General features: G+C 66.7%; 11 protein-coding genes. 9 read left to right on the forward strand and 2 right to left on the reverse strand.

What is annotated here, in order from left to right; all coding sequences use genetic code 11:
* The first annotated feature begins 2 nt into the window (after positions 1–2).
* The 5 genes from GSQ87_RS18715 (at position 3) to GSQ87_RS18735 (ending at position 5207) form a co-directional block, all read left to right on the forward strand.
* Positions 3–707, forward strand: a complete 705-nt coding sequence (locus tag GSQ87_RS18715) for an RNA methyltransferase (RefSeq protein ID WP_254063079.1) — start codon at positions 3–5, stop codon at positions 705–707.
* A gap of 123 nt (positions 708–830) precedes the next feature.
* Complete coding sequence (locus GSQ87_RS18720) at positions 831–1925, forward strand: DUF3089 domain-containing protein (RefSeq protein WP_158917063.1); 1095 nt, start codon at positions 831–833, stop codon at positions 1923–1925.
* Positions 1926–2177: 252 nt separating this feature from the next.
* Complete coding sequence (locus tag GSQ87_RS18725) at positions 2178–3551, forward strand: TadE/TadG family type IV pilus assembly protein (RefSeq protein WP_158917065.1); 1374 nt, start codon at positions 2178–2180, stop codon at positions 3549–3551.
* 176 nt (positions 3552–3727) lie between these two features.
* Positions 3728–4345: a 30S ribosomal protein S4 gene (gene rpsD / locus GSQ87_RS18730; protein WP_158917074.1), complete on the forward strand. Its 618-nt coding sequence runs from the start codon at positions 3728–3730 to the stop codon at positions 4343–4345.
* 115 nt (positions 4346–4460) lie between these two features.
* Entirely contained in the window at positions 4461–5207 is a 747-nt protein-coding gene (locus GSQ87_RS18735; protein ID WP_158917076.1) for a M48 family metallopeptidase, read from the forward strand.
* A gap of 39 nt (positions 5208–5246) precedes the next feature.
* Here GSQ87_RS18735 and GSQ87_RS18740 read toward each other — a convergent pair whose 3' ends face one another.
* Together GSQ87_RS18740 and GSQ87_RS18745 are read right to left on the reverse strand one after the other, a co-directional pair.
* Complete coding sequence (locus GSQ87_RS18740) at positions 5247–7304, reverse strand: transglycosylase domain-containing protein (protein ID WP_158917078.1); 2058 nt, start codon at positions 7302–7304, stop codon at positions 5247–5249.
* Positions 7305–7415: 111 nt separating this feature from the next.
* Entirely contained in the window at positions 7416–8093 is a 678-nt protein-coding gene (locus GSQ87_RS18745) for an HD family hydrolase (protein WP_371416688.1), read from the reverse strand.
* A gap of 133 nt (positions 8094–8226) precedes the next feature.
* Here GSQ87_RS18745 and GSQ87_RS18750 point away from each other — a divergent pair, with 133 nt between their 5' ends.
* The 4 genes from GSQ87_RS18750 to fba form a co-directional block, all read left to right on the forward strand.
* Positions 8227–8604: a hypothetical protein gene (locus GSQ87_RS18750; protein WP_158917082.1), complete on the forward strand. Its 378-nt coding sequence runs from the start codon at positions 8227–8229 to the stop codon at positions 8602–8604.
* Between the two features lie 156 nt (positions 8605–8760).
* On the forward strand, positions 8761–9102 hold the full coding sequence (locus tag GSQ87_RS18755) for a YbaB/EbfC family nucleoid-associated protein (protein ID WP_158917084.1): 342 nt from the start codon (positions 8761–8763) through the stop codon (positions 9100–9102).
* A 22-nt stretch (positions 9103–9124) separates the two neighbouring features.
* Positions 9125–9727, forward strand: a complete 603-nt coding sequence (gene recR, locus GSQ87_RS18760; RefSeq protein WP_158917086.1) for a recombination mediator RecR — start codon at positions 9125–9127, stop codon at positions 9725–9727.
* A 200-nt stretch (positions 9728–9927) separates the two neighbouring features.
* Positions 9928–10765, forward strand: an 838-nt coding sequence (gene fba, locus GSQ87_RS18765; protein WP_158917088.1) for a class II fructose-bisphosphate aldolase, incomplete at its 3' end; no start/stop codon positions are given.

A 10765-nucleotide genomic window follows, 5' to 3' on the forward strand; every position in this document is an offset into this window, starting at 1 on the left:
ACATCGGGGCGGTGGCGCGCGCCATGGCCAATTTCGGGCTGTCCGAGCTGCGTCTGGTCAGCCCGCGCGACGGCTGGCCCCAGGACCGCGCCTGGGCCTCGGCGTCGGGCGCCGACTGGCCGCTGACCGGCGCCAAGGTGTTCGCCACCGTGGCCGAGGCGATCTCGGACCTGCAGTTGGTCTATGCCGCCACCGCCCGCCCGCGCGAGACCCACCTGCCGGTGTTCACCCCGCGCCAGGCCGCGACCGAACTGCACCGGGTGGGCGGAGCCTTGCGCACCGGCCTGCTGTTCGGGGCCGAGCGGGCAGGGTTGGAGACCATGGACATCGCGCTGTGCAACGGCATCGTCACCGTTCCGGTCGATGCGAAGTTCCGCTCGCTGAACCTCGGACAGGCGGTGGTGGTGAACGCCTACGAGTGGCGCACCGTGACGCTCGATGCGCCGCCTGCGCCCTTCCTGGATGTGGCCGCGCCTGCCGACCAGGCGATGATGATGGGCGTGTATGAGCACCTGGAGGATGAGCTGGAGTTCTCCGGCTTCTTCTTCCCGCCGGAGAAGAAGCCCTCGATGATCCGCAACCTGCGCGTGGCGCTGGGCCGTGCGCGCTTCACCGACCAGGAGGCGCGCACCTTCCGCGGCGTGATCACCGCCCTGACCAAGGGGCGCGGCCGCACCCTGGCCCGGTTGGCCGAGAAGGGCGAATGACCGATCCGGCCTCGGGGGCGGACGAGTATTTCTGGCGGTGTAAGGCGCTTCTCGCCATCTGGGCTTGGCGCTAAAAGGCTCGTGGGCCCGCCTCGGGGGCCGCCCGTGAACGAGCCGCCGCCCATGCGCCGTCATCTGATTCCCGCCGTCGCCGTGCTGTTCGCGCTGGCCTCGTCAGCGGCTTTCGCCCAACCCGCCGCCGATCCGGACTACCGCCAGGACAGCGCCTGGCTCTGCCGGCCCGGCGAGGAGACGAACTGCACGACCGGCCTGGACGCCATGAGGGTGACGCCGGACGGCCAGCGCACGCCGGAGGCCTTCGTTCCGGCGACCGACCCGCCGATCGACTGCTTCTTCGTCTATCCCACCGTGTCGATGCAGACCTCCACCTACAGCGACATGACGGCGGGGCCGGAGGTGATCGAGACGCTGAAGGGCCAGGCTGCGCGCCTGACCTCGCGCTGTCGTCTGTTTGCGCCGATCTATCGCCAGCTCACCATGACCGGATTGAAGCAGGTGTTCGCGGGCGGGGCGCAGCCGAACTGGGACGGGCCGTATCGCGACGTGCTGGCGGCGTGGCGCGATTATCTGGCTCGCGACAACCACGGTCGGGGCGTGGTCCTGATCGGCCACAGCCAGGGCGCCATCCTGCTCCAGCGCCTGATCGCCGAGCAGATCGACGGCAAGCCTATGCAGAAGCGATTGGTCTCCGCCTTCCTGGGCGGCGATCCCGAGATTTCGGTCGCGGCCGGCGGTCGCACCGGCGGATCGTTCAAGCATATCCCCACCTGCGCCACGGCCGGCGAGACCGGCTGCGTGTACGCCTGGACCACCTACCTGTCCGACGACGCGAACCACCGCATGTTCGGACGCGACCCAGGCCATGGCCTGACCACCGCCTGCGTCAATCCGGCGGCCCCGGGAGGCGGTTCCGGCGAGTTGGACGCCTATCTGCCCAGGCCCAAGGCTGCGCCGACGGACGATCCGCCCTGGGTGCATGCGGTCGGCCAGCTGTCGGCGGAGTGCGTCAGGGATACGGGCGGCGACGTGCTGAGCGTGACCATCCAGCCGACCCGCTACGCCGCTTTGCTCCAGGCCGGCCTGCCCAGGTTCGTGCTGGCGCCCGGCTGGGGCCTGCATCGCCTGGACCTCAGCCTGCCGCAGGGCAACGTGTTGGACCTGGTGGCGGCCCAGAGCACGAGCTGGGTCAAACGATAACCCATTGGGGTTGCGCCCTGCGATCGCGGCCGGGGTAAGGCCATATCGTTGGAAGGCGGCGATAGACAAGAATTCTACTTTAAATTGAAATCTTATCGAATAAACCATCTGGCGACGAAACGTCTTCGCCGCCGCCGAGATGGGGTAAACAAGGTAAATGCCTCACAACCATACTGCTAATCGGCTTGTTTACTCGTTTCTGCGAATAGATGTCGAGATTGCCAGGCAAGCTTCGGGCTGGCGTGGGGCTGGATGAACTCGATGATCGATCGATTGCTGCATTCTTGTCGGAAAAATCTGCGCGGCCTGTTGAAGAGCAGAAGCGGGGCGATCGGGCCTCAATTCGCCATTTTGGCGATTCCGCTCGTGCTGGCTGCAGGCGCGGCGGTGGACCTCTCCCGCGTCTCCAACATCCATGGGCAAGTCCAGGACATAGCGGATTCGGCCGCCTTGGCCGGGGCCCATCAGTTCACCAGTATCGACGCCACGGCGGCGACCGATGCGCAGACCGCGGCGTCCAAGTACGTCCTCGCCCTGGCGCCCAGCCTGATGGACCACCCGTCGGTGACGATGTTGCCCCCGGTGACCGGGACGAGTTGCAACCTGTCGGCGCCCCAGGCCGCCGCCGGCGCCGTGGTCGGGCAGGTCTGCGCCACGACGCCGATCTCACCCAACTATATCGGTACGGTCCAGGTCGCGATCAGCTATGGCGTCAAGACCACGATCATGGCGATGGCCACGCCATCCATAAACACGAGCACGCAAGCCACCGCGCAGGGCGGCGTCGCCCGCCAGGTCACGGTGTCGGTGAACAATTTCAACACCAGCGCCTCGGACAAGGACGAAATCTACTATTACGCGGTTCCTACGAATTCGTCTGGAGTAATGCTCACGGGCAAGGCCCTTTATGAGTACGACCCAACTTCGGACATCGCCAACAACACGACGCAAAATTCCTCGACGCCGATCCTGTCCAACAAGGCTGGTTTTAAAAATCTATCCTCGATCAGCCTGCAAGTCCCGTACGGCAGCAGGCCTGCCTTCGCGATGTACAACACGACTGGCGGCGTCTCTGGTTATGGCTCTAACTGCTATAATCAGGCGCAGGGCGCCTTGAAGGAATATTTCTCCACACGAACAGAAGTCCCGACGGGCGCGACCAACACGACGCAGTACCACGATTATCAAGCGGCTACCTTCAGCACTCAGCCCGATACGGCCGCGACGAAGAAGGCTGCTGCGGTCGTCAAGTGCAGCAACTCGCAAGGCTCTCCTGCCGTAACGGTTTCGGACACGACCGGAACGGATTCCTATACGCCTCTGATCATCTGCACTTCGAGTTGTTCGAGCCTCACTTTCAAAGGCCCGGCGAACTATCTCTACACCTGGGGGAGCACGCGCAATCCACTGCAGTTCGGCAACCTGAACAGGAACGCCTCCACCGGCATCCCCAGCGGCGGGACCACCGATGGCGCAATGGTCACCGACTGTAGCCAGGGCACCACGACCTACAACTGGGACGACAACGGCGGTACTGGAGACGACAACGACTTCAACGACATCGTCTTCAGCGTGAACTGCCAGACCACCACGTCGCTGAACACCAGCGTGCGGCTCCTGAAATAGGAGCCGCGCCCGGCCAAACTTGACACGGGGGACGGGCGTCGGCATAAGCCCGCCTTTCCCGTCGCCGGGCCTGCTCGGCGGTGCGGGAATTCTATGACGGGTGATGTGAGCGCCGCCGTTGCAATCGTTCCGCCGATCGAGGTGGGACCGGCCCGCATCGAGCTGAGAGTCTAACTATGTCCAAGCGCCATTCGGCGAAATACAAGATCGACCGCCGTATGGGCGAGAACCTTTGGGGTCGCCCGAAGTCGCCCGTCAACCAGCGTTCCTACGGCCCCGGCCAGCACGGCCAGCGCCGCAAGTCCAAGGTCTCCGACTTCGGCCTGCAGCTGCGCGCCAAGCAGAAGCTGAAGGGCTATTACGGCAACCTGACCGAAAAGCAGTTCCGCCGCACCTATGACGAGGCCGCCCGCCGCAAGGGCAACACCTCGGAGAACCTGATCGGCCTGCTGGAGAGCCGACTGGACGCGGTGGTCTATCGCGCCAAGTTCGTGCCGACCCCCTTCGCGGCGCGTCAGTTCGTCAACCACGGCCACGTGCTGGTCAACGGCAAGCGCGTCAACATCGCCTCCTATCGCGTGAAGGCGGACGACGTGGTCTCGGTGCGCGAGCGTTCGCGCAACATGGCCCTGGTGCTGGAAGCCTTGCAGTCGGCCGAGCGCGACATCCCCGACTATATCGAAGTGGACACCAAGGCGATGACCGCCCGGTTCATCCGTCTGCCCGACATGGCCGAAGTGCCTTACGCGGTGAAGATGGAGCCGAACCTGGTGGTGGAATACTACGCCTCCTGATCCACGGTTTCGGATCGACGTTTGGAAAGGGCCCCGGTGACGGGGCCCTTTTTGTTTGGGCGCGGCGACATGTTGGCGCGCGCCGATTCGCGGCCGGCGTGGCATAAGCCCGGTCATGCTGTTTCGCCGTGCGCCCCAGCGCCTGCAGCCTGGCGATCTGATCGAGGTCGACGGCCGTCCCGTGCGCCTGACGGTGAACGGCCGGGCGCGGCGGATCAGTCTGCGCCTGGACCCGACCAAGGGCGAGGTGCTGGCGGTGGCCCCCTCGCTCAAGCGCCTGGCGGAGGCCACGGCCTTTGCACAAACCCGCAGCGCCTGGATCGCCGCCCACCTGGACAGCCTGCCCGCGAGGGTCGGGTTCGCGCCCGGAGCCAGGGTCGAGGTCTGTGGCGAGGATTATGTGCTGGAGCGCGCGGCGATGCGGATCAAGCCGCGCCTGATCGCGCCTGTGGGAGACGCACCCGGCAGGCTGTTGGCCTATGGCGAGGGGGAAGCCTTCGCACGCGCCGTGCAGCGCGGGTTGCGGGCGGAAGCCCTGCAGCGGCTATCGGTGCGCACAACCCGACATTGCGAGGCGCTTGGCGAGGCGGTTCCGGCGCTGGGGCTTCAGGACGCCCGGTCCCGCTGGGGGTCGTGTCGCCGGGCTCACGGGCTGGAACCGGCCCGGATCCGCTACAACTGGCGGCTGGTGCTCAGTCCGCCCGAGGTGCTCGACTACGTCGCCGCTCACGAATGCGCCCACCTGATCGAATCCAACCATGGCCCCAGGTTTTGGGCGGTGGTGCACGATCTCTATGGCGATCCTGCCATGGCGCGGCGATGGCTGCGCGTGAACGGGGCGGCTCTGCACGCTGTGGGGTGAATTTCCTCCCCCGCTCGCAGGGCAGGAGGATCGACGAACCTAATAGGGCGCCGGCGGGGGTGGGCGCGGGCCGGGCGGCGGCCCCGGCGGTGGGCCGATGGGCGGCGGTGGTGGCTGGCCGTCCTGGTCCTGGGCGTCACCGTCGGTCGCATCCGGTGCGCCTTGACTGAGGCCGGTGGTGTTGCCGAGCAGCTCGCCGATGGGGTCGTCGGTCAAAGGCGCAGGGCCTGCCGCGCCGCCGGGTATGGCCTGGACCTTCAGGCGGGGCAGGGCGGCGGTCATGAAGGCGCGCCATAGCTCGGCCGGCGCGGCGCCGCCGGTGACGTGATGCATGGGCGAGTTGTCGTCCTTGCCGGTCCACACCGCCGCGACGAAGCCGCCAGTGTAGCCGACGAACCAGGCGTCGCGGAAATCGCTGGTGGTGCCGGTCTTGCCGGCGAGGTCGTAGCCGGGGATGGCGGCTCGTGGAGCGGTGCCGGGGCTGACCAGCACGGTGCGCAGCATCTGGTTCATCCAGCCGAGCTGAGGCTCGCCGATCACCGAGTCGTGGGCGGGGGCGGGATGTTCGTACAGCACCTTGCCGTCGCGGGTGCGGATGCGCTCGATAGCGTAGGCCTGCACCTTGAAGCCGCCGTTGGCGAAGGCGTCGTAGGCCTGGGCCATCTCAAGCGGGCTGACCAGGCTGGTGCCCAGCGCCATGGCCGGGTCGGTGTTGATATCGGTGGTGATGCCCAGCTTGCGCGCGGTGTCGGCGACGTTGTTGCGGCCCACGTCGTCGGCGAGCTTGGCCGCCACGGTGTTGATCGAACGCTGCAGCGCCTCGTGCAGAGGGAGCGGGCCCAGGTTCTCCGGCTCGAAGTTGTGCGGACTCCAGCCGTTGATGGTCACCGGCTCGTCGACCACCTGGGTGTCGGGATTGTAGCGGCCGGTGTTCAGCGCGGTCAGATAGACGAAGGGCTTCCAGGACGAACCCGCCTGGCGGCGTGCGTCGATGGCGCGGTCGAACTGGCTGTCGGCGTAGCTGACGCCTCCGATCAGGGCGCGTACCCGGCCGCCGCCATCCAGCGCGACCACGGCGGCCTGTTGAACACCGAGCCGGCCGTTGCGCTCGACCACGGTGCGGGCGGCGGTCTCGGCGGCGGTGTCGATGGGCAGGTCGAGCGTGGTCTCGACGATCAGGTCGGTGGTGGGCTGGCCCACCAGCTTGCGCACCTGTCCGTCCACCCAGTCGACGAAATACTGGGCGTGCTGGGTCGCCAGCGCCGGCGAGACGCGCACGGGGTGGGACAGGGCCTCTTCGCGCTGGGCGGGGGTGATGGCGTGGGTCTCCACCATCTTGTCCAGCACGATGGTGGCGCGGCGTCCGGCGCGTTCCTGTTCGTTGACCGGGCTGTAGTGGGTGGGCGACTTCAGCAGCGCCGCCAACAGCGCCGCCTCGCCGATATCGATCTTGGAGGCCGGCTTGTTGAAGAAGGTTTCCGAGGCGGACTCGACGCCATAGGCGCCGGCGCCGAAATAGACCCGGTTCAGATACAGGGCCAGGATCTGCTTCTTGGAGTACTGGTGCTCCAGCCACACCGCCAGCAACAACTCCTGCACCTTGCGCTTCATGTTCTGGTCGGGCGTCAGGAACAGGTTGCGCGCCAGCTGCTGGGTGATGGTGGAGGCGCCCTCGGCGGCGTGACCACGGCGCAGGTCGGCGACCACGGCGCGCATGATGCCGACGATGTCGAAGCCCCAGTGCTGATAGAAGCGCCGGTCCTCCACCGAGACGAAGGCGGCGGGCACGTAGGCCGGCAGGGCGTCCAGATCCACCGGCGGTGCGTACTGGCTGCCGCGCACCGACAGCAGGGCGCCGTTGCGGTCCAGATAGCTGATCGAGGGCTGGCGATGGATCTGGTAGAGCTTGGAGGTGTCGGGCAGGCCGCGTGAGAAGTACAGCACCATGGCCGCAATCGCGATCAGCACCCAGACCGCCAGCACGACCAACCAATAGATGATGGAGCCGAGCAGCGAACGGCGACGCCTGCCTCCGCGGGGAGGACGTCCGCCTGATCCGCCGCCCGGTCGACCCGTAGCGTGATCGGCGTTGGCCATACCTCGAGAACTCCGCGAGCGACCCCGCCCCGCGGGTAGTTAGCTAACCAGCGATCTAAGCGCGAGAGGGTTTATGAGCGATGAACGGACGCAGTGGCCCCATAAACCAGACTATTCCGTGTCGAAAGCGGCGGATGTGGGCTCCAGATCCGAGGCCTCGGCCAGGACGTGGAAACGGGCGACATAGCGCTCCTGGGCGATGAAGGCCGGCTGGGGATCGATCCTGAGCGCATAGCCCGCGGGCGGTGCGCCGAACAGGTTCTGAGCCTCGGGCACGGAAAAGCCCGCAAGCTGCACCGCCTCGAAATAGGCCGAGGCGCGGTCGGCGGTCTTGATCAGCGCCTTGATCGCCGGCGGCGCCGCTGGGGGCAGGGCGAAGCGGATATGGATCGCCGCCTCCAGTCCCGCCTCGAACGCCCTGTAGTCGAACCCCAGCGCCGCCTTGAACGGCGAGATCATGTCGCCGATCACATATTCCGGCGCATCGTGCAGCAGGGCCGCCAGCCGCCAGCGCGGCGACAGTCCGGGCTGGAGATGGGCGCAGACCTCCTCCACCACCATGCTGTGCTGCGCCACGGAGAAGGCGTGTTCGCCCAAAGTCTGGCCGTTCCACCGCGCCACCCGCGCCAGGCCATGGGCGATGTCCTCGATCTCGATGTCGAAGGGCGACGGGTTGAGCAGGTCGAGCCGGCGGCCCGAGAGCATGCGTTGCCACGCGCGTGGCGGCGCCTGTTTGCCCGTGGCGCTTTTCGCCGAGGCGCCTGCCGGTCTGTGCGGGCTTTTCGCCATGTCGCCGTTTCCCTCCGGGTCGAGACGGTTGAACTGGCCCAAGGCGACTTTTCGATCAACCTGCGCTGTAAGTTTGAACGCCAAGCGCGTTCGGCCGTTTCGCTGCTGGAACTATAACGTCGGAAGGCCCGAAATGACCCTATCGCGCATCGTCATGCGTCTGGCGCGCAATCCTGGAACCGTGTTCGCCGATGGCGACGACCATCGTGGCTACACCCTGACCGCTCCGCTGACATCCGACGGGATGCTGGACGACGAGGCGGCGAAGAAGGCCGGCGCTAAATGCATCGTGCGCCGCTTCGCGCCCGACGAGGACGTGCAGGAGGGAAAGCTGGCTCGCCGGGGCAAGGCCTGGTTCTTCGACTATGGCGACGCCGCCGCCGCCGCCGGCGAGGAGCCTGGCTATCGCCTGGGCCAGCATCGCTTCGCCGTGGGCGAATATGTCAGCATCACCGACGAGGACGGCCAACTGCTGACCTACAAGGTGACCGACGTCGCGGAGGCGGCCTGATCGTTCGGCGCTTCCATTATGAGTTGAAGGGGGATGACGCGGTGTTTGGAGGCGCTCGCCGTTAGCCCCTGTTGCGTTGAGGCGGAGGAATCTCGTGCCCCCCGCTCTTGGCCCGCCTATATCTGCCGGCCAGGGAATCACGCAGCAGGTCGGACGATGAAGGATTTCGGCGCCATGATGAAGCAGGCCCAGGGCCTGCAGCAGAAGATTCAGGACGCCCAGGCCCGGCTGGCGGAGACCTCCGTCGAAGGCCAGGCCGGGGGCGGACTGGTGAAGCTGACGCTGCAGGGCTCGGGCGAGCTGAAGAGCGTGGTTATCGACCCGAGCCTGATGGGACCGGACGAGGGCGAGGTGTTGAGCGACCTGATGGTGGCGGCCCACGCCGACGCCAAGAAGAAGCTCGACGCCGAACAGGAACGCCTGATGCATGACGCGATGGGACCGCTTGCAGGCATGGGCGGCGGCGGTATGCCGGGCTTTCCGGGGATGAAGTTTTGACCCTAGCCATGGCGGTGGCTTGATGGCCGCCTCCGCTGGACCAGAGATCGAGCGGCTGGTCGCCTTGTTGTCCAAGTTGCCGGGCCTGGGTCCGCGCTCGGCCCGTCGGGCGGCGCTGGCCCTGCTGAAGCGACGCGAACAGCTGATGGACCCGCTGATCTCCGCCCTGGGCGACGCCTCGGCGCGGGTGCGGCCGTGTTCGACGTGCGGGGCGCTTGACACCTGCGACCCCTGCACCGTCTGCCGCGCGCCCGAGCGCGACGCGGGGCTGATCTGCGTGGTCGAGGAGGTGGGCGCGCTCTGGGCCATGGAGCGCGCCGGCGCCTATCGTGGACGTTATCACGTGCTGGGCGGCCTGCTGTCGGCGCTGGACGGCGTGGGGCCGGAAGCCTTGCGCATCGGCGAGCTGATCGCACGGGCGGCGGGCGGCGAGGTCCAGGAGGTGATCTTCGCCTTGCCGGCGACGGTCGATGGTCAGACCACCGCCCACTATCTGATCGAACGATTGAAGCCTTCCGGCGTTTCGGTTACCTCCCTGGCGCGGGGCGTGCCTGTGGGGGGCGAGTTGGACTGGCTGGACGACGGCACCATAGCCCAGGCCTTCCGGGCGCGCCGGCCGGCTTGAGGTCGACAGGGTCGATATCGCCTCTCGCTTGAACTTTGAAGCGTTAGACCTGGAAGCGCCTTAAACGGCTGCAGCGTGATGACAGCCGGATCACTTTCGGCCAAACACTTTAAACTGCCAGCATTCGGGGTCGCGTCCGCGGTGGGCGCACCGTAAACTGGCGGCGACCGATTGATTGCAGACGACACAAGGAGACTCGCGTGGCCCGCATCACCCTCAGACAGCTTCTCGACCATGCGGCTGAGCACGGCTACGGCGTCCCTGCATTCAATATCAACAATATGGAACAAGGCCTCGCCATCATGGAGGCCGCCGACAGGACCGACAGCCCTGTCATCATCCAGGCCAGCCGGGGCGCGCGCCAGTACGCCAACGACATCATGCTCGCCCGCATGATCGACGCCCTGGTCGACATCTACCCCCACATCCCGGTCTGCATGCACCAGGATCACGGCAACGACGAAGCCACCTGCGCCACCGCCATCCAGCACGGCTTCACCAGTGTGATGATGGACGGCTCGCTGGAGGGCGACGCCAAGACCCCGGCCAGCTACGAGTACAATGTGCGCGTCACCCGCGACGTGGTGAAGATGGCCCACTGGGTCGGCGCCTCGGTCGAGGGCGAACTCGGCGTGCTGGGCTCGCTGGAGACCGGCATGGGCGAGAAGGAGGACGGCCACGGCTTCGAGGGCAAGCTCGACCACTCCCAGCTGCTGACCGATCCCGACCAGGCGGTGGAGTTCGTGCGCGAGACCCAGGTCGACGCGCTGGCCATCGCCATGGGCACCTCGCACGGCGCCTACAAGTTCACCCGCCAGCCCGACGGCGAGGTGCTGGCCATGAACGTGATCGAGGAGATCCATCGCCGTCTGCCCAACACCCACCTGGTGATGCACGGCTCCTCCTCGGTGCCGCAGGACTTGCAGGACATCATCAACGCCTATGGCGGGAAGATGCCCCAGACCTGGGGCGTGCCGGTTTCGGAAATCCAGCGCGGCATCAAGCACGGCGTGCGCAAGATCAACATCGACACCGACA

Source organism: Caulobacter sp. S45 (assembly GCF_009765965.1).
In the GTDB taxonomy this organism is placed as follows: Bacteria; Pseudomonadota; Alphaproteobacteria; order Caulobacterales; family Caulobacteraceae; genus CAHJWH01.

Bases quoted from the DNA above. Each gene is read 5' to 3' on its own strand.
- GSQ87_RS18720 (WP_158917063.1), top strand. From the start codon at position 831: ATGCGCCGTCATCTGATTCCCGCCGTCGCCGTGCTGTTCGCGCTGGCC.
- GSQ87_RS18725 (WP_158917065.1), top strand. From the start codon at position 2,178: ATGAACTCGATGATCGATCGATTGCTGCATTCTTGTCGGAAAAATCTG.
- rpsD (WP_158917074.1), top strand. From the start codon at position 3,728: ATGTCCAAGCGCCATTCGGCGAAATACAAGATCGACCGCCGTATGGGC.
- GSQ87_RS18735 (WP_158917076.1), top strand. From the start codon at position 4,461: ATGCTGTTTCGCCGTGCGCCCCAGCGCCTGCAGCCTGGCGATCTGATC.
- GSQ87_RS18740 (WP_158917078.1), bottom strand. From the start codon at position 7,304: ATGGCCAACGCCGATCACGCTACGGGTCGACCGGGCGGCGGATCAGGC.
- GSQ87_RS18745 (WP_371416688.1), bottom strand. From the start codon at position 8,093: ATGGCGAAAAGCCCGCACAGACCGGCAGGCGCCTCGGCGAAAAGCGCC.
- GSQ87_RS18750 (WP_158917082.1), top strand. From the start codon at position 8,227: ATGACCCTATCGCGCATCGTCATGCGTCTGGCGCGCAATCCTGGAACC.
- GSQ87_RS18755 (WP_158917084.1), top strand. From the start codon at position 8,761: ATGAAGGATTTCGGCGCCATGATGAAGCAGGCCCAGGGCCTGCAGCAG.
- recR (WP_158917086.1), top strand. From the start codon at position 9,125: ATGGCCGCCTCCGCTGGACCAGAGATCGAGCGGCTGGTCGCCTTGTTG.